Source organism: Aeromonas sp. 6P (assembly GCF_051919525.1).
GTDB lineage: Bacteria > Pseudomonadota > Gammaproteobacteria > Enterobacterales > Aeromonadaceae > Aeromonas > Aeromonas veronii.
On the sequence record NZ_JBQBEO010000002.1, the window covers coordinates 166,475 to 183,980 of the forward strand.

The following is a 17,506-nucleotide window of genomic DNA, read 5'->3' on the forward strand; positions in this document are numbered from 1 at the left end:
ATGTCACAGCCTTCCCAATCAGCCTCTCAACCAAAGTACATCTGGTTCAACGGCACACTGGTGCCCTGGCAAGATGCTCAGGTGCACGTGATTAGCCACGCCCTGCACTACGGCTCCTCGGTGTTTGAGGGTGTGCGCGCCTACGATACCCCCAAAGGAACCTGTATCTTCCGTCTGCAGGAGCACACCCGCCGCCTGTTCGACTCCGCCAAGATTTACTGGATGGACGTCCCCTACAGCGAGTCCGAAGTGAATGAAGCCTGCCGCACCGTGGTGCGCGAGAACGGCCTGAAGAGCGGCTACCTGCGCCCGCTGGCCTTTGTCGGCAACGTGGGGCTGGGGCTGCATCCACCGCTGGATGCCAAGGTGGACCTGATGGTGGCAGCCCTGCCGTGGGGCGCCTATCTGGGGGAGGAGGGGCTGAAAAACGGGGTGGATGTGTGCGTCACCTCATGGAACCGGCTCGCTCCCAACACCATCCCCACCGGCGCCAAGGCGGGCGGCAACTATTTGTCTTCCCAGCTGATCAGCCGGGAGGCCAAGCGCAACGGCTTCGCCGAAGGGCTGGCGCTGGATGTGAATGGCTACCTGAGCGAAGGCGCGGGGGAGAACCTGTTTCTGGTGAAGAACGGCGTGCTGTTCACCCCGCCTGCTACCGCCGCCATCCTGCCCGGCATCACCCGTGACACCATCATGACGCTGGCGCGTGACTTGGGTTACGAGGTGCGCGAGCAGGCGCTGCCCCGTGAGGCGCTCTATGTGGCAGACGAAATCTTTATGACCGGCACCGCCGCCGAAGTGACGCCGGTGCGCTCCGTCGATCGAATGAAGGTGGGCGCTGGCAGCCGTGGCCCGGTGACCGAGCAGCTGCAGAACGCCTTCTTCGGCCTGTTCAATGGCAAGACTGAAGACAAGTGGGGCTGGCTGACGCCCGTCAACGACTGATGAGAGAGGGGAGGCTCCATGCCTCCCCGAGTCGCTTCCGGTGAGCGCTTTCCAGAGGAGTGCTCACCAGGATCGATTCCGATCCACTCGTATCATCACCGCATAACGCATCGAGCCCATATGGGCATTCAGGGAGTAGAGACAATGCCGAAGTTGAGATCCGCCACCACCACCCACGGACGTAACATGGCCGGGGCCCGCGCCCTGTGGCGCGCCACCGGAATGACCGATCAGGATTTCGGCAAACCCATCATCGCCGTGGTCAACTCCTTCACTCAGTTCGTGCCGGGCCACGTCCACCTCAAGGATCTGGGTCAGCTGGTGGCGCGCGAAATCGAAGCAGCGGGTGGTGTTGCCAAGGAGTTCAACACCATCGCTGTGGATGACGGCATCGCCATGGGCCACGGCGGCATGCTCTACTCCCTGCCATCGCGGGAGCTGATTGCCGACTCGGTGGAGTACATGGTCAACGCCCACTGTGCCGACGCCATGGTCTGCATCTCCAACTGCGACAAGATCACCCCGGGGATGCTGATGGCCGCCCTGCGCATCAACATCCCGGTCATTTTTGTCTCCGGCGGCCCGATGGAAGCGGGCAAGACCAAGCTCTCCGACCAGATCATCAAGCTGGATCTGGTAGACGCCATGATCCAGGGGGCCGACCCCAAGGTGTCGGACGCCCAGAGCGAACAGGTGGAGCGCAGTGCCTGCCCCACCTGCGGCTCCTGTTCCGGCATGTTTACCGCCAACTCCATGAACTGCCTGACCGAGGCGCTCGGCCTCTCCCAGCCGGGTAACGGCTCCATGCTGGCGACCCACGCCGATCGCGAGCAGCTGTTCAAGCTGGCGGGTCAGCGCATCGTGACCCTGGCCAAACGCTGGTATGAGCAGGATGACGAGACCGCCCTGCCGCGCAATATCGCCACCAAGGCGGCGTTTGAGAATGCCATGGCGCTCGATATCGCCATGGGCGGCTCCACCAATACCGTGCTGCACCTGCTGGCGGCGGCGCAGGAGGCGGGCGTCGACTTCACCATGGCCGATATCGACCGCATGTCGCGCAAGGTGCCGCAGCTCTGCAAGGTGGCGCCCTCCACCCAGAAATACCATATGGAAGATGTGCACCGTGCCGGTGGCGTGGTCGCCATTCTGGGCCAGCTGGAAAAAGCGGGTCTGGTGCATGGGGATACCCGTACCGTGCTGGGTTGCTCCCTCGTTGAACAGCTCGATGAATATGACGTCAGCCGCCAGCCGAGTCAGGAGGTGGTGGACTTCTACCGCGCTGGCCCGGCCGGGATCCGCACCACCAAGGCGTTCAGTCAGGATTGCCGCTGGCCAGAGCTGGATCTGGACCGCGCCGAAGGCTGCATCCGCTCGCTGGACAACGCTTACAGCCAGGAGGGCGGCCTCGCCGTGCTTTCCGGCAACCTCGCGCTCAACGGCGCCATCGTCAAGACTGCCGGGGTGGATGAGGAGAACCTCACCTTCCGTGGCCCTGCCCGGGTGTTCGAGAGTCAGGAGAGCGCGGTGAACGGCATCCTCGACGGTACCGTGAAAGCGGGCGAGGTGGTGGTGATCCGCTACGAAGGGCCGAAAGGGGGCCCGGGTATGCAGGAGATGCTCTACCCCACTACCTATCTGAAATCCATGGGATTGGGCAAGGCGTGCGCCCTCATCACCGATGGTCGCTTCTCCGGCGGTACTTCGGGCCTCTCCATCGGCCATGTTTCGCCGGAGGCCGCTTCCGGCGGCACCATAGGTCTGGTGGAGGATGGCGACATCATCAGCATCAATATCCCGGCCCGCAGCATGGTGCTGGAGGTGGCCGACAGCGTGCTGGCTGCCCGCCGCGTCGCCGTGGAAGCTCGTGGCTGGAAGCCGCTCGATCGTCAGCGTCAGGTCTCCTTTGCCCTGCGCGCCTATGCCATGTTCGCCACCAGCGCCGACAAGGGTGCGGTGCGTGATCGTTCGATGCTGGGGGAGTAAGTCATGGTCTCTGCGGCTGATTATCTACGCAAGGTGCTGCTCTCTCCCGTCTATGAGGCGGCGCGGGTGACCCCTTTGCAGACCCTTAAAAAATTGTCCGAGCGGCTCGGCAACCATGTCAGTCTGAAGCGGGAGGATCTGCAACCGGTCCACTCCTTCAAGCTGCGTGGCGCCTACCACAAGATCGCCACTCTGACCCAGGAGCAAAAGGATCACGGCGTTATCGCTGCCTCTGCGGGCAACCACGCGCAGGGGGTCGCCCTGTCGGCCGCCAAGCTCGGCATCAAGGCGATCATCGTGATGCCCAAGACCACGCCGGATATCAAGATCGATGCGGTACGCCGGCAGGGCGGCAACGTCATGCTGTTCGGCAACAGCTTCGACGAGGCCTATGCCGAGAGCCGCCGCCTCGCCGAGTTGGAGGGTTACACCCTGATCCCTCCATTCGACGATGTCGAGGTGATCGCCGGGCAGGGCACCATCGGCAAGGAGTTGCTGGAGCAGGACATTCACCTCACCCACGTGTTCGTGCCGGTGGGCGGCGGTGGGTTGGCCGCCGGGGTGGCGGTCTATATCAAGCAACTGCTGCCGGATGTGAAGGTGATCGGGGTGGAGGCGGAGGGTTCCGCCTGTCTCAAGGCTGCCATGGCGGCTGGCGAGCCGGTCAATCTGGAGCGAGTCTCGCTGTTTGCGGACGGGGTGGCGGTCAAGCGCATCGGCGAGGAGACCTTCCGCCTCTGCAACCAGTATCTGGACGAGGTGGTGACCGTCTCCAACGACCAGATCTGCGCCGCGCTGAAAGACATCTTCGACGACTGCCGCGCCATTGCCGAGCCGTCGGGGGCCCTGTCGCTGGCGGGCCTCAAGGCCTACAGCGAGCGGGAACTGGTCAAAGGGGGGCGGATGGCAGCCATTCTGTCCGGCGCCAACGTCAACTTCCACAGCCTGCGCTACGTGTCGGAGCGCTGCGAGATCGGCGAGAAGCGCGAGGGCATGCTGGCGGTGACCATCCCCGAGCGTAAGGGCGCTTTCCTCGACTTCTGCCGTCAGCTTGGCCCCCGCATGGTGACCGAGTTCAACTACCGCTACGCCGATGCCGAGCAGGCCTCGCTGTTCGTCTCGGTGCGCCTCACCGGCGGTGACGAGGAGCTGGGCCAGATCATCGATCAGCTCGGTGGCAACGGCTATCCGGTGGTCAACATGACCGAGAGCGAGCTGGCCAAGAATCATGTGCGCTATATGATTGGCGGCCGCCCGGCCCGGCCCCTCGGCGAACGTCTCTACAGCTTCAAGTTTCCGGAGCAGCCGGGGGCCCTGATGCGCTTCCTCGAGACCCTCGGCTGCCGCTGGAACATCAGCCTGTTCCACTACCGTAACCACGGTGCCGACTACGGCCGGGTGCTCTGCGCCTTCGAGCTGCCGGACGATGACGTAGCCGCCTTCCACGACTATCTGCGCGAGATTGGCTACGGCTGGAAAGAGGTGAGCGACGACCCCGCCTACCGTTTATTCCTGGCTAGTTGATGGCGAGATCGCTATGAAGAAGGAGGGAGGCGTTGGCCTCCCTCAGTTTTTAGGCTGCAATTGGGAACTTCTGTCTGAGCCATTGAAATCCATGGGCCAGCGCCATCACTAGCAGGGTACCGGGCAGCACCGTTTGCCACAGGAATGCTGGCTCTTGTCCTGTCATCAGGATCAGCAAGGGATTGGCGCCAGCCGGAGGGTGAAGAATATTCAGTCCCTGCATCAGGGCGATGGCCAGCCCGGTTGCCAGAGCCATCTGCACTTCAGCGGGGAGCGGAAGCATGCCGATCACCAGTCCGACGCAGGCCGTCAGCAGGTGTCCACCCAGCACGTTTTTGGGGCGCGCCAGCGGACTATCTGGCAGGGAAAACAGCAACACACAGCTGGCCCCGAAAGGTGCCATGACTAGCGCGACATGCCAGCTCAGATTGAGCCATCCCAATATGCCGATGGTGAGTGCGGCGCCCACACCTGCCCATAACGGGCCATACCATTTCGTCATCATGCTTTCCTCTTGGTTTGCCAGAACTGATTAGGCACATTAGGTAGACAGATCGGTGTACTTCAAGAGGCAAATCATGAGTGAGAAGCGTCAACAACTGGTGGCGACGGCCTACCGTCTGTTCAACCGTCATGGCTTTCATGCCACCGGCATAGATCGCATCTGGGCCGAGGCGGGTAGTACCAAGCGCACCCTCTATCGCCACTTCCCGACCAAGGATGCCTTGATTGAGGAGGTGCTGCTCGCTCGTGACCGGGAGTTCTTCGCCTTGCTTGACCAGCGGCTGGCCGGTGTGAGTGGACGTGAAGCTCGCCTGCAGGCGCTGTTTGACGGCTTCGCAGAGTGGTTTGGCCGCTCTGATTTCTATGGCTGCAACTTTATCAACGCCAGCGCCGAGTTTGCCGACCCGCGCCATCCGGTGCGCAAGCTGGTGATGGCCCACAAGCAGGCGTTACTGGGCTGGGTGATAAACCAGCTCAACTGTTCTCTGGCACAGGCCACCGAGCTTTGCCTGTTGCTGGAGGGGGCGATCGTGATGGCTCACAGCTATCAGCAGCCACTGGCGCTGGAGCAGGCCAGAATGCTGGCAAAGACCATTTTGACCGACGATACCGCGATAATGCAGGCCGCTTCACACTCCTGAGCTGCTGGTCATTTGAGGCTGCGTTCGGATGGGATACCCTGAATAGCGGAGAGGCCGCCTGACGGCTTCACACAGGGAAAGTGCGCACTCAGGCGCCCATAACGACTTATTGCAGAGGCGAAAATATGAATAAATCCATGCTTGCCGTATTGGTCAGTGGTTTGCTGGCGGCCGGAGCCGTGCAGGCTGCCGCTCAGGACAATACCTGGTATGTCGGTGGCAAGGCCGGTTGGTCAAAGTATTTTGACGTCGATCAGAAGCAGGTGGTTTCCAGCACCTTGGGAGCGCTCGGCAACACAGGTACTAGCCAAGATGCTCTTGGATTGGGGACGTTTGCCGGGTACCAGGTTAACCCTAATCTGGCGTTTGAGCTGGGTTATGACTGGTTTGGCAAGTACACCTCATCCGGTGAGATGAGCGGGGTCAGATCGAAGGTGAAGCCAAGAGCCAGATGATTCAGGCCACCATGAAGATCAGCTTCCCGGTTAACGATGTGTTCGATCTGTATGGCCGGATTGGTGGTGGCTATGCCTGGACCAATAGTGAGCTATCAGCCCGCACTGCTACCGATTTCATCAAGGAAAGTGGTAACAAGCATGGTGCCGCCTTCGTCGGGGCGCTGGGTGCCGAGTACACCATCGATCGTGACTGGGCTGCCCGTCTGGAGTACCAGTACACCACGCCGCTGGGCGATACCTCGCTCGATCGCTCCGGCATCGAGCTGGATAACGGTCTGATCTCGTTCGGCATGCTCTATCGCTTCGGCCAGCAAGGGGGCGAGGTTGCCGCACCTGCGCCAGCTCCGGCTGCTGAACCGGCCCCTGCGGTCGTGGTGGCGCCCAAGACCTTCAGCCTGAGTTCCGATGTGCTGTTCGAGTTCAACAAGTCGACCCTGAAACCGGCTGCCAATCAGGCGCTTGATGCCCTGTTCAGCCAGATTGTGGCGGCCAATCCGAAAGATGGCGTCGCAACTGTCATCGGTTATACCGACCGCATCGGTTCCGACAACTACAACCTGGCCCTCTCCGAGAAGCGTGCCCAGAGCGTGGCCAGCTATCTGGTATCCAAAGGTTTGTATGCCGACAAGGTGCGGGTCGAGGGGCGTGGCAAGGCCAATCCGGTCACTGGCAACAGCTGTGCCAGCCGCTCCAAGCAGGAGCTGATCGCCTGTCTGGCACCGGATCGCCGGGTAGAAATCCATCTGGAAGGGGTCTCCCAGCCTGTCCAATAAGCAGAGCAACGGGATCGATAAATGTAAAAACGGGAGGCTTAGCCTCCCGTTTCTTATGGGGTGTTTACGATGTTGAGCCTCAGAGCCCGAACAGCGGGCGCAGGCGAATGCCGATGAGGCTGCCAGCGAGGGCCATCAGCATCCAGACCCAGCCATGCAGGCTGCCAGAGGCGGTGCCATCGAAGAAGCCGCCGAGGTTGCAGGCAGCGTACATGGCGCCCATTCCCATCAGCAGGCCGCCGAGGATGGAGGCCAGACTGTTGCCGATCCGCATCGGGGCGAAGGTGCCGCCACCGCTCAAACAGCGCGCCAGCATGGCCCCCAGAATACCGAGCCAGAACATGCCGACCATGGGGTTGATAAAGAGCGGCTGGGCCAGCTTGGGGTTCCCCTCGAACAGGCCAAACAGGGAGGCACCGCGCAGCGCCATGTCATAGACGGCGCCGGTGATGGTCCAGGCCGAGCCGTGCAGAGCGACCACGGACGAGTTGAGCAGGGCGATGATGATGCCGCCGGTCAGCACGGTGAAGCGGCCATCGCGCCAGAACAGGTTGCCGCCGCTGAAGAGGGGCTTGAGCTCGCCGGTGCGCTTGAGTTCGCTGTTGCGAAACAGCAGGAACAGCGCGGCGACCAGCGCCAGATTGAGCAGCATGCCGCTCCAGATATTGCCGGTCAGATCCCGGGCCAATACCACATGGCTGGAGAAGGTAGCCTCCAGTTCGGGGCGGAACTGGTTGCTGATAAGGGTGCCGATGCCGTAGCAGATCAGCACCAGCCAGAAGCGGGGTTGTCCCTCGCCGCAGCAGTAAAGGGTGCCGGTGGCGCAGACGCCAGCCAGCTGCATGCCGATGCCGAACAGGAAGGCACCGACGATGAAAGGAATGCCGATAGCCATCACGTTACCCACCATGGCATCGCCAAAGAGGGCGTGGCTAAAGGAGAGGAAGGTGGTGAACAGCAGAATTTCGATGGCGATGGTGAGCAGGTGAACCCGCACGTAGTAGCTGTTGCGTTTGGTCAGCATTTCGCGCCAACCGAATACGATGCCGAAGCGACTGAAGGAGAGGGTGAAGCCGAAGCCGAATCCGATCAGGGCCATCAGAGCCCATTTCATACCAAAAGTATTGCCAAGCCAGAGTAACGCTCCCCCCGCGATTGCCACGATGGGGAGCGACCATTTTCGAGTCATGTCAGTTGATCCTTGAAGTTGGTTTTTAGAGGGGCGGATCCTATTCCCTCATGGAGTCTAATGCTACCCATTTAACCAGTGCAGAGAAAAAGGGGAGCGCTGACTCCCGTCAGCGCCGGGGATCAATGGCGGGTGGTGTCGAGATGGAAGTGGTGAGTCTGCCTGGTCAGGATGCGGGCGTGCTGGGCGACCATGGTCGCCTCTTCGGCGGCCTGACTGGCGCTCTGGTTGGCCTCGGCAGCCAACCGCGACATCTCGCCGACCTGATGGTGGATCCCTTGTACCAACCGGCTCTCATCGCTCATCAACTGATCGACCTGAGCGATGCGCTGGTTGATCTCCTCGCAGCTCTGCGCGATCCGGGCGACGCTCTGGCGCGCTGTCATCGTGTGAGTGACCGCCTGTTCGACCCGGGCCAGCTCGGTATCCATCTCGCTGGCGGCGCGCAGGCTGACATCCTGGATCTTGCCGATGATGGTGTTGATCTCGGTGGTGGCGCTGCCGGTGCGGGTCGCCAGCGAGCGTACTTCATCCGCCACCATGGCAAAACCGCGTCCCTGTTCACCTGCCCGCGCCGCTTCAATGGCGGCGTTCAGCGCCAGTAGATTGGTCTGCTCCGCTATATCGTGAATGGCGCCCGCCAGCCCGGCAATCTGCTGCGAGAGGCCAGCCAGATCCGAAATGGTATGGGAGACCTGCTTCACGCCCGTGACTTGCTCCCCGATCACCTGTTCCACGGTGTGGATGGCGAGTGTCGCCTCTTGTGCCCGCTCTGCTGACTGCAGGGTTTGCTCCCCCACCTGATGCAGCTGGCTACCCGCCTGTTCAATGGAGTGGGTGAGCTGTTCGATGGCCTGTTCGATATGGTGGGCCGCCCCGACCTGTGCCTGACTGTCATCGGTGTGCCGTTGTGCCATGGCGGTCAGGCTGGTGGCGCGATCATCCAGCGTACTGGCGCTGCGCTGCAGTGACTCCACCAGGGTTGCCAGCTGGTCACGCATGGCCCCGATCTGGCGGATCAGCTCGCCGATGGCGTCGAGGCCCGGCTCCGGCATGGGGCGGTTCAACTCCCCTTCGGCGATGGCGGCGGTGGCTTTGCCTGCGGCCAGCAGCCGCTGTTGGGTGGGGCGTCCCAGCCAGAAGATGAGTCCGGCCCCCAGCAGTGCGGCGCACAACAGCAGGGCGTAACAGAGTCGGGTGGTGTTGGCGAGATGGGCCATCTGTTCGGCGGCATACTCGTTGCCGCGGATGACGGTGGCGTCCACCCCTAGCCGGTGGGCGTTATAGAGGGTGTGCAGGCGTGCCGCAATCGCGCCCGCCTGCGCCAGATCCCCCGCCTTGATGGCGGGGACAAACTTGTCGTTGAGCAACTGCCAGAACAGCTCTCCCTGCATTTTTTGCTCCCCCAGCAGCAGCTCCCTGAGGGGCTCGTTCAGGCTGCTCTCTTGCCAGAAGCGGTTACGGCTCTCGAACTCTTGCTGCAGTCGGACGAGGGTTTGCAGCAGGGCCTCCCGCTCCTCCGGTTTGGCATGGAGCAGGGTGTAGACCTGCAACTGGGATTCGATGAGGTAGAGGGGCGGCGGCAGAATATCGGCTACCACATCCTTCCCCTGTCCCATCTGATCGGCTGCGCTCCGGACCGAATAAAGCCCGAAAAAGCTGATGGAGATCAGCGTGATAATGACCATGATCCCCAGAACCTGACCAAAAAGCAGGGATCTGTCGTGAATGTGCTTGAGCATGTTGTCTCCATTCGGCTCTGTTCATGGATAGCATAGCTCTCTGGCAGGATAGTGAGACTCGGGTGTGGTCTGTTGATGGCGAGTCGGCTCTGGAGAAGGGGAAGTCGCAGTCTGAAGGCCACTGGTGGCACGAAAAAGAACCCCGGCTGATTAGCCGGGGTCGATGGTGGTGAGGCGGTGTCAGGTACGGCTTGGCGCGGCTTTGCCGCTGCGCAGCCCATCCAGACTGAACAGCACCAGCGCGCTCCAGATGCAGGCAAAGGTGAGCAGTTTGTCCATCGCCAGCGCTTCCCCATAGAGGGTGACCGCGAGGATGAACATCAGGCTGGGGCCTATGTACTGGAAGAAGCCCAGGGTGGAGAGCTTGAGCCGGGTCGCGGCGGCGGTGAAGCAGAGCAGGGGGGCCGTGGTGACGGCGCCTGCGGCGATCAGCAGCAGGTTGAGGTGCCAGTCGTTCTGGGTGAGATGGCTGGTGGGGCTGTCGGCAAAGCCCCACAGATAGATGGCTGCTGGCGGCAGCATGATCATGGTTTCGATCAGCAGACCGGTGAGGGCATCGAGGGCCAGTTTTTTGCGCACCAGCCCATAGATGGCAAAGCTCGACGCCAGCACCAGCGCAATCCAGGGCAAGGAGCCAAAGGCGATAAGCTGGATCGCCACCCCGGCAAAGGCCAGCGCCACCGCCCACCACTGCAGGCGGCGCAGCTTCTCGTTCAGAAACACCATTCCCAACAGTACGTTGAACAGCGGGTTGATGTAGTAGCCGAGGCTGGCATCCAGCATATGGCCGTTGTTGATGGCCCAGATGAACAGCAGCCAGTTGCCGCCGACGGTAACCGAGGTAAACGCCAGGGTGAGCAACACTTTTGGCTGGCGCAGCACCGCCTGCACCTTGTGCCACTGACGGCCTGCCAGGGTGAGTACCATCAGCAGCACGCAGGACCAGATCATCCGGTGGGTCAGGATTTCGGCGGCCGGAACGGCAGAGATGGTCTTGAAATAGATGGGGGCTATGCCCCAAAGGGTATAGGCGCACAGGGCGTAGATGACGCCCTGACGCTGGATCTGTTGCGGCATGCGGATGACCTTTACTGAAGCGTTGGATGCGGGAAAACATCGCAAAAAATCAGTGTAGCGATCCTTTTGCGGGGAAAGAAGCGAATAAACAAAGTTTGAGGGATAGGAGGAGGGTGGCTGGCCGGTCAGCCTTTACCGCGGCGGATCTTGTCGACGTCCATCAACAGCCACAACATCAGGGCGATGGCGGAGATCCAGGGGCCCCAGGTCACGTAGGCCTCGCCGTGCCCCAGCACGAAGAACAGCAGGGGCAAACCGATCACCAGAAAAAGTACGCTTCCCAGAAAAAATAGCATTTTTGTCTTTATATTTAACATGTTGGCTTTTTTATCATTATAAGGATTGAGCCCGGTGATGGAAGGCCAAAAATGCAAAAGGGGGATTTCTCCCCCTTTTTGATCCGATACTGCTGCTTTGTCGTGTTATTCCAGCTGAATCCAGGTGCTTTTCAGCTCGGTGTACTTCTCCAGCGCATGAAGTGACTTGTCGCGACCGTTACCGGACTGTTTGAAGCCGCCAAACGGCATGGTCATGTCACCACCGTCCCAGTTGTTGACGAACACGGTGCCAGCGCGCAGGGCGCGGGAGCCTTTCACCGCCTTGTTGAGATCCGCCGTCCAGATCGCCGCCGCCAGGCCGTAGTCGGTATCGTTGCCGAGCGCGATAGCCTCTTCCAGCGTATCGAAACCGGTCACCGCCAGCACTGGGCCGAAGATTTCCTCGCGGAAGATGCGCATCTGCGGAGTCACGTCGTCAAAGATGGTGGGTTCGATATAGAAGCCGCCACTCTCCATATTGGTGCGGTTGCCACCCAGCAGCAGCTTGGCCCCCTCCTGCTTGCCAATCTCGATATAGCGCAGCACCTGCTCCATCTGGATGTGATCCACCATGGCGCCGATACGGGTCGCAGGGTCGAGCGGGTTGCTCGAGATCCACTCGCGGGCATGGGCCAGCAGTCGCTCCATAAATTGCGGTTTGATGCTGTTTTGCACCAGCAGGCGGGAGGCGGCGGTGCACACCTCGCCCTGGTTGTAGAAGATGGCGCCAGCGGCGCTCTTGGCCGCGGCGTCCAGATCCGGCGCATCCGCCAGTATGATGTTGGGGCTCTTGCCGCCGCACTCCATAAAGGCGCGCTTGAGGTTGGACTTGCCGGAGCACTCCACCAGATGTTTGCCGATCTTGGTGGAGCCGGTGAAGGTGATGCAGTCCACATCCATATGCATGGCCAGCGCCTCGCCCACGGTATGACCAAAGCCCGGCAGCACGTTGAACACGCCGTCCGGAATACCCGCCTCCTTGGCCAGACCGGCGATACGCAGGGCGGTCAGGGGCGATTTTTCGGAAGGCTTGAGAATGACCGAGTTGCCGGTAGCGAGCGCCGGGCCCAGCTTCCAGCAGGCCATCACCAGCGGGAAGTTCCATGGAACGATGGCGGCAACCACCCCGAGCGCTTCGCGGGTCACCAGCGCCAGTGCTGACTCCTCCACCGGGGCGACCTGATCGTAGATCTTGTCGATCGCTTCGGCGTTCCAGGCGATGCAGTTGGCGGCGGCGGGGGCGTCATAGCCCATGGCATCGCCGATGGGTTTGCCCATATCCAGCGACTCCAGCAGCGCCAGCTCCACCTTGTTGAGACGCATCAGTTCGGCGAAGCGCTGCATGATCTGTTTGCGCTGTTTCGGCGGCAGGCCGCTCCAGCGCTTGTCGTTGAAGGCGTCACGGGCAGCCTGTACCGCCAGTTCGGCATCGGCGGCATCGCAGGCTGCTACCTTGGTCAGCAGCTTGCCGTTGGCCGGGTTGATGCAATCGAAGGTGGCGCCATTGACAGCATCCCGATAGCTGCCGTTGATAAAGGCTTGCGAGGGCAGGGTCAGATGGGCGGCCTTGTGTTGCCACTGGGCCAGGGTCAGGTCACTCATGTTCACTCCTTGAACCGGCAAAAGTCAGTTTCCGCGTATCAATATGCTAAACATCCTGCCGCTTGTAAATCCATCTTGTAACAATTCATTAAACATTGCCCCCCTGCCGATGCGCCTCTGAATGTCAGAAACTGGCGGGGGTGTTGGCCGAAATCAGCACGCACTCCTGCTCGCCGCTATTGCGAAAACGGTGGGGGGTGCGGCTGTCGAAGTAGTAGCCATCCCCGGCACCCAGCAGGTAGATCTGCTCGCCCACGGTCACTTCAACTTCGCCCTTGATGACGATGCCGCACTCTTCACCCTCGTGGCTCAGCATGTCGTCGCCGGTGTCGGCGCCCGGTGGCAGCACCTCCTGCAACATGCCGATGGCACGGTTGGCACGGCTGTGCCCGACCAGCCGGTAGCTGATGGGGTGAGTGCCGAGATCCGGCATATCGGCGGCGCGGAAGATCACTTCGGTGCCCATTTCGGTCTCTTCGGTGAAGAAGCTGGCCAGCGACATGGGGATGCCTTCCAGCACCTTGCGCAGGGAGGCGACAGAGGGGCTCACCTGATTTTTCTCGATCTGGGAGATAAATCCGTTGGTCACACCGGAGCGCTTGGCCAGCTCGCGCTGGGAGAGGGCTGCCTTGGTGCGAACCGCCTTGAGGCGGTGACCGATATCCATCTATAGACACTCCTTGACTGTTTACTATTATTAAAATTGTGTTAAATGTCTTATACCACCCTGCTGATGCGTCTAGCTAGGGGTGGCACCAGACAGGGCGATAACGGGCCCTTTTTTATGGATTCAGGTGTTTAATTTAATAGGCATTGGCCGACAGTTGCTAAACACCTTAAGGATGAGGTGACCATGAAACCGATCAGCGACATCAATACGCCCTCCGACATGTCCGCCTTCTGGATGCCGTTCACCGCCAACCAGCAGTTCAAGGCGGCGCCGCGTATCCTGAAGTCGGCAGAGGGGATGTATTATCACTCAGAGGATGGCCGCAAGATACTGGATGGCACAGCCGGACTCTGGTGTTGCAACGCGGGCCATGGTCGGCGCGAGATTGCCGAGGCGGTCTCCCAGCAGATTTCCCATCTCGATTTCGCCCCCACTTTCCAGATGGGCCACCCCCTGCCGTTCGAGCTGGCCAACAAGCTGGTGGAGATCGCCCCCAAGGGGTTCGGTCACGTCTTCTATACCAACTCCGGCTCCGAGTCGGTCGATACCGCGCTGAAAATCGCGCTGGCCTGGCAGCGGGCTCGCGGTCAGGGCACTCGCACCCGGCTGATTGGCCGCGAGCGTGGCTATCACGGGGTAGGCTTTGGCGGCATCTCGGTGGGGGGCATTCCCGGCAACCGCAAGTGGTTCGGCTCCCTGCTGACCGGGGTGGATCATCTGCCCCATACCCTCAACATCGCCAAGAACGCCTTCACCAAAGGGCTGCCCGAGGAGGATGTGGCGCTGGCTGACGAGCTGGAGAAGATCGTCTTCCTGCACGATGCCAGCAATATCGCGGCGGTGATCGTCGAGCCCATCGCTGGCAGTACTGGCGTGCTGATGCCCCCCAAAGGCTACCTCAAGCGGCTGCGGGAGATCTGCACCAAGCACGGCATCCTGCTGATTTTTGACGAGGTGATCACCGGTTTCGGTCGCCTCGGCTCCCCCTTCGCAGCACAGGAGTTCGACGTCATCCCCGACATGATCACTTGCGCCAAGGGGCTGACCAACGGCGCCATCCCCATGGGCGCGGTGCTGGTGCAGAAGCACATTTATGACGACATGATGGCGGCAGGCAAGGGGGCCATCGAGCTGTTCCACGGCTACACCTACTCCGGCCATCCGGTGGCTGCGGCTGCGGGGCTCGCGACCCTCGAGATCTATCGCAACGAGAACCTGCTCAGCCGCGCCGCCGATCTGGCGGGCTACTGGGAGGAGGCGGCCCATTCGCTGAAGGGCTGCAAGCATGTGAAGGATGTGCGCAACTACGGGCTGGTAGCGGGTATCGAGCTGGAATCCATGCCGGATGCACCGGGCAGGCGCGCCTATGAGGTGTTTGTTCGCTGCTTCGAGAAGGGGGCTCTGATCCGGGTGACCGGCGACATCATCGCTCTGTCGCCACCTCTCATTATCGAGCGCAGCCAGATCGACGATCTCTTCACCCTGCTGCAGGATGCCCTGCAGGTACAACCTTAATCCATTTGATGGCCCCGCACTGCGGGGCCTTGCGTTGGTTTGCTCAGCGCATTTACCACATCAGTTATCACGGAGGATACATGACATACAGGGTCAGCAACTTCATCAACGGCCAGCCGCAGGAGAGTCGCAGCGAGCGCCAGGGGGCCATCTTCAATCCCGCCTGCGGCAACCAGCAGGGGAGTGTGGGGCTGTCGAGCGCCGCCGAGTGTCAGGAGGCGATCGCCATCGCCGAGCGCGCCTTTGCCGACTGGTCGCAAACCCCGCCGCTGGTGCGGGCCCGGGTCTTTTTCCGCTTCAAGGAGTTGATGGAGCAGCACAGGGACGAGTTGGCCCAGCTCATCAGCCGTGAACACGGCAAGGTCTTCTCCGATGCGCAGGGTGAGCTGACCCGCGGGCTGGAGGTGGTGGAGTTTGCCTGCGGCATTCCCCATCTGCTCAAGGGGGAACACTCTCTCAACGTCGGCCGCGGTGTGGACAGCTACTCCATGATGCAGCCGGTGGGGGTCTGCGCCGGTATCACCCCGTTCAACTTCCCGGCCATGGTGCCGCTCTGGATGTTCCCGGTCGCCATCGCCTGCGGCAACTCCTTCATTCTCAAGCCCTCCGAGAAGGATCCCTCCCTCTCGTTGCGGATGGCCGAGCTGCTCAAGGAGGCCGGTCTGCCGGATGGCGTGCTCAACGTGGTGAACGGTGACAAGGAGGTGGTGGATGTGTTGCTGACCGATCCGCGGGTCGGTGCCGTGTCGTTTGTCGGCTCCACCCCCATTGCCCAGTACATCTATGCCACCGCCTCGGCCCATGGCAAGCGAGTGCAGGCGCTGGGCGGTGCCAAGAACCACATGGTGGTGATGCCGGATGCGGACCTCGATCAGGCGGTCTCCGCCCTGATGGGGGCTGCTTATGGGGCAGCGGGCGAGCGCTGCATGGCGATCTCGGTAGCCGTGGTGGTGGGTGACGAGACCGCCGATGCGCTGGTAGCCAAGCTGACGCCGCTGGTGGAAAAACTGCGGGTGGGCCCGGGGTTGGGCCAGAGCCCGGAGAACGAGATGGGGCCGCTCATCAGCAAGGAGCATCTGGCCAAGGTCCGTGGCTACGTGGATCAGGGGGTGACCGAGGGGGCTGTGCTGCGGGTCGATGGCCGCACCCTGAGCCACGATGAGGGTTACTTTATCGGGGGCTGCCTGTTTGACGAGGTGACCCCCGAGATGCGCATCTACCGCGAGGAGATCTTTGGCCCTGTGCTCTCCATCGTGCGGGTGCCGGATTACGAGACGGCGCTGCGACTCATCAACGAGCACGAGTACGGTAACGGCACCGCCATCTTTACCTGCGATGGCGACACCGCGCGGGACTTCACGGCGCGGGTGCAGGTCGGTATGGTAGGGGTGAACGTCCCCATTCCGGTGCCGATGGCGTTTCACAGCTTTGGTGGCTGGAAGCGCTCCATCTTCGGGCCGCTCAACATGCACGGGCCGGACGGGGTTCGCTTTTATACCCGGATGAAGACGGTGACGGCGCGCTGGCCCCAGAGCCTGCGCAGTGGTGCCGAGTTCTCCATGCCGACCATGAAGTGACGCGCTGGCGCGTGCTCATGGCCTAACCTCTTGCCCCCGCCGGTCGTTGATTGGCGGGGGCGAACTCTGTAAAGGAACAACAGATGCGATTGGGAATTCTCGATTGTGACCGGCTCGATCCCGATCTGGCGGATCGTTTTGGCCCCGTTTACTCCGAGATGTTTATCAGGGGCTTTGCGGCCCTAGCCCCCGAACTGGAATTTCGGGTCTGGTCGGCTCTCGATGGGGAGCTGCCGGAGGATCTGCATGAGTGCGATGCCTGGCTAATCACCGGCTCGCGCCACGATGCTTACAGCGATATCCCCTGGATTCAGGCACTGCGGGCGTGGATCCGTCAGGCGCACGATGCCGACGTCAAGCTGGCCGGTGTCTGCTTCGGTCATCAGGTGATCGCCCAAGCGCTCGGTGGCGAGGTGGTGAAGTCCACCAAGGGATGGGGGCTGGGAGTGTCGGTGCATCCCATGCTGGCAGATGAGCCCTGGATGGCGCCAGCGCGGGATCAGATCCGCATTCTGGCCAGTCATCAGGATCAGGTGGCCCTGCTGCCCCCCGGAGCAACCCGGCTGGCGGGCAACGATTTTTGTCCCAACTTCATGTTCCTGCAGGGGAACAACATAGTGGCCATTCAGGGACATCCGGAGTTCTCGGTGGAGTATAACCGGGCGCTGATCGAGCGACGCCGCGGCCTGCTACCCGATGAGCGTTATCAGAGCAGCCTCTCCTCGCTGGAGGGGGAGGTGGATTCGGCGACCATGATGCAGTGGCTGCTGCAGTTTCTGGGGATCCTGCCGCTGCGGGCTGGCGCGGCCTGAACCCGGTTTGTCAGCCACCCCTTCGGATGCTAGATTTTGTAGCAAAATGAAGGATCAAGCGCTGAGATGTCGGGATCGGATGGTACACTGGCCGCCCATGTGGCGGCCTGTTTGTCTGGCTTGATTGCCGTCCCGGCCTGAGCCAAACCTGTCTGAGCCAAACCAGTGTGAGAG

14 protein-coding genes and 1 pseudogene are annotated in these 17,506 nt (G+C 61.6%); 8 read left to right on the top strand and 7 right to left on the bottom strand.

Going from position 1 to position 17,506, the window contains the following annotated elements; translation table 11 throughout:
* The 3 genes from ACTG2J_RS00820 to ilvA all read left to right on the top strand — a co-directional run bounded on the left by ACTG2J_RS00820 (window position 1) and on the right by ilvA (window position 4,455).
* Window positions 1–945 (top strand): branched-chain amino acid transaminase, encoded by a 945-nt coding sequence (locus tag ACTG2J_RS00820; RefSeq protein ID WP_439997083.1) that lies wholly within the window; start codon window positions 1–3, stop codon window positions 943–945.
* A gap of 144 nt (window positions 946–1,089) precedes the next feature.
* Window positions 1,090–2,931 carry a dihydroxy-acid dehydratase gene (ilvD, locus tag ACTG2J_RS00825; RefSeq protein WP_439997084.1) on the top strand — a complete coding sequence of 614 codons (1,842 nt, stop codon included), beginning with the start codon at window positions 1,090–1,092 and terminating at the stop codon, window positions 2,929–2,931.
* A gap of 3 nt (window positions 2,932–2,934) precedes the next feature.
* Window positions 2,935–4,455 carry a threonine ammonia-lyase, biosynthetic gene (gene ilvA, locus ACTG2J_RS00830; protein ID WP_439997085.1) on the top strand — a complete coding sequence of 507 codons (1,521 nt, stop codon included), beginning with the start codon at window positions 2,935–2,937 and terminating at the stop codon, window positions 4,453–4,455.
* A 49-nt stretch (window positions 4,456–4,504) separates the two neighbouring features.
* Here the strand turns inward: ilvA and ACTG2J_RS00835 are convergent, their stop codons facing one another.
* A complete protein-coding gene (locus tag ACTG2J_RS00835; protein ID WP_128836563.1) occupies window positions 4,505–4,957 on the bottom strand; it encodes an HPP family protein in 453 nt (150 codons plus the stop codon).
* Between the two features lie 76 nt (window positions 4,958–5,033).
* Between ACTG2J_RS00835 and ACTG2J_RS00840 the strand changes: the two genes are divergently transcribed.
* The gene (locus tag ACTG2J_RS00840; RefSeq protein WP_040067639.1) at window positions 5,034–5,600 is read left to right on the top strand and encodes a TetR/AcrR family transcriptional regulator; all 567 of its coding nucleotides are present in this window, start codon (window positions 5,034–5,036) and stop codon (window positions 5,598–5,600) included.
* A gap of 125 nt (window positions 5,601–5,725) precedes the next feature.
* Window positions 5,726–6,831, top strand: a pseudogene (ompA, locus tag ACTG2J_RS00845) (porin OmpA).
* 79 nt (window positions 6,832–6,910) lie between these two features.
* Here ompA and ACTG2J_RS00850 read toward each other — a convergent pair.
* The 6 genes from ACTG2J_RS00850 to ACTG2J_RS00875 all read right to left on the bottom strand — a co-directional run bounded on the left by ACTG2J_RS00850 (window position 6,911) and on the right by ACTG2J_RS00875 (window position 13,425).
* On the bottom strand, window positions 6,911–8,020 hold the full coding sequence (locus ACTG2J_RS00850; RefSeq protein WP_257686835.1) for a YeeE/YedE family protein: 1,110 nt from the start codon (window positions 8,018–8,020) through the stop codon (window positions 6,911–6,913).
* A 122-nt stretch (window positions 8,021–8,142) separates the two neighbouring features.
* A complete protein-coding gene (locus ACTG2J_RS00855) occupies window positions 8,143–9,762 on the bottom strand; it encodes a methyl-accepting chemotaxis protein (protein WP_439997086.1) in 1,620 nt (539 codons plus the stop codon).
* Window positions 9,763–9,942: 180 nt separating this feature from the next.
* Window positions 9,943–10,839 carry an EamA family transporter RarD gene (rarD, locus tag ACTG2J_RS00860; protein WP_058056247.1) on the bottom strand — a complete coding sequence of 299 codons (897 nt, stop codon included), beginning with the start codon at window positions 10,837–10,839 and terminating at the stop codon, window positions 9,943–9,945.
* 125 nt (window positions 10,840–10,964) lie between these two features.
* Window positions 10,965–11,135: a hypothetical protein gene (locus tag ACTG2J_RS00865; protein WP_005341999.1), complete on the bottom strand. Its 171-nt coding sequence runs from the start codon at window positions 11,133–11,135 to the stop codon at window positions 10,965–10,967.
* A 126-nt stretch (window positions 11,136–11,261) separates the two neighbouring features.
* Window positions 11,262–12,758 (bottom strand): aldehyde dehydrogenase, encoded by a 1,497-nt coding sequence (locus ACTG2J_RS00870; RefSeq protein ID WP_042054867.1) that lies wholly within the window; start codon window positions 12,756–12,758, stop codon window positions 11,262–11,264.
* 124 nt (window positions 12,759–12,882) lie between these two features.
* Window positions 12,883–13,425, bottom strand: a complete 543-nt coding sequence (locus tag ACTG2J_RS00875; RefSeq protein ID WP_005339643.1) for a cupin domain-containing protein — start codon at window positions 13,423–13,425, stop codon at window positions 12,883–12,885.
* Between the two features lie 186 nt (window positions 13,426–13,611).
* Here ACTG2J_RS00875 and ACTG2J_RS00880 point away from each other — a divergent pair, with 186 nt between their 5' ends.
* The 3 genes from ACTG2J_RS00880 (at window position 13,612) to ACTG2J_RS00890 (ending at window position 17,332) form a co-directional block, all read left to right on the top strand.
* The gene (locus ACTG2J_RS00880; RefSeq protein WP_287873396.1) at window positions 13,612–14,943 is read left to right on the top strand and encodes an aspartate aminotransferase family protein; all 1,332 of its coding nucleotides are present in this window, start codon (window positions 13,612–13,614) and stop codon (window positions 14,941–14,943) included.
* Between the two features lie 80 nt (window positions 14,944–15,023).
* Window positions 15,024–16,520 (top strand): CoA-acylating methylmalonate-semialdehyde dehydrogenase, encoded by a 1,497-nt coding sequence (locus ACTG2J_RS00885; protein WP_439997087.1) that lies wholly within the window; start codon window positions 15,024–15,026, stop codon window positions 16,518–16,520.
* A gap of 83 nt (window positions 16,521–16,603) precedes the next feature.
* Window positions 16,604–17,332: a glutamine amidotransferase-related protein gene (locus tag ACTG2J_RS00890; protein ID WP_069527013.1), complete on the top strand. Its 729-nt coding sequence runs from the start codon at window positions 16,604–16,606 to the stop codon at window positions 17,330–17,332.
* Window positions 17,333–17,506: the final 174 nt, after the last annotated feature.

Bases quoted from the DNA above. Each gene is read 5' to 3' on its own strand.
- ACTG2J_RS00820 (WP_439997083.1), top strand. From the start codon at position 1: ATGTCACAGCCTTCCCAATCAGCCTCTCAACCAAAGTACATCTGGTTC.
- ilvD (WP_439997084.1), top strand. From the start codon at position 1,090: ATGCCGAAGTTGAGATCCGCCACCACCACCCACGGACGTAACATGGCC.
- ilvA (WP_439997085.1), top strand. From the start codon at position 2,935: ATGGTCTCTGCGGCTGATTATCTACGCAAGGTGCTGCTCTCTCCCGTC.
- ACTG2J_RS00835 (WP_128836563.1), bottom strand. From the start codon at position 4,957: ATGACGAAATGGTATGGCCCGTTATGGGCAGGTGTGGGCGCCGCACTC.
- ACTG2J_RS00840 (WP_040067639.1), top strand. From the start codon at position 5,034: ATGAGTGAGAAGCGTCAACAACTGGTGGCGACGGCCTACCGTCTGTTC.
- ACTG2J_RS00850 (WP_257686835.1), bottom strand. From the start codon at position 8,020: ATGACTCGAAAATGGTCGCTCCCCATCGTGGCAATCGCGGGGGGAGCG.
- ACTG2J_RS00855 (WP_439997086.1), bottom strand. From the start codon at position 9,762: ATGCTCAAGCACATTCACGACAGATCCCTGCTTTTTGGTCAGGTTCTG.
- rarD (WP_058056247.1), bottom strand. From the start codon at position 10,839: ATGCCGCAACAGATCCAGCGTCAGGGCGTCATCTACGCCCTGTGCGCC.
- ACTG2J_RS00865 (WP_005341999.1), bottom strand. From the start codon at position 11,135: ATGCTATTTTTTCTGGGAAGCGTACTTTTTCTGGTGATCGGTTTGCCC.
- ACTG2J_RS00870 (WP_042054867.1), bottom strand. From the start codon at position 12,758: ATGAGTGACCTGACCCTGGCCCAGTGGCAACACAAGGCCGCCCATCTG.
- ACTG2J_RS00875 (WP_005339643.1), bottom strand. From the start codon at position 13,425: ATGGATATCGGTCACCGCCTCAAGGCGGTTCGCACCAAGGCAGCCCTC.
- ACTG2J_RS00880 (WP_287873396.1), top strand. From the start codon at position 13,612: ATGAAACCGATCAGCGACATCAATACGCCCTCCGACATGTCCGCCTTC.
- ACTG2J_RS00885 (WP_439997087.1), top strand. From the start codon at position 15,024: ATGACATACAGGGTCAGCAACTTCATCAACGGCCAGCCGCAGGAGAGT.
- ACTG2J_RS00890 (WP_069527013.1), top strand. From the start codon at position 16,604: ATGCGATTGGGAATTCTCGATTGTGACCGGCTCGATCCCGATCTGGCG.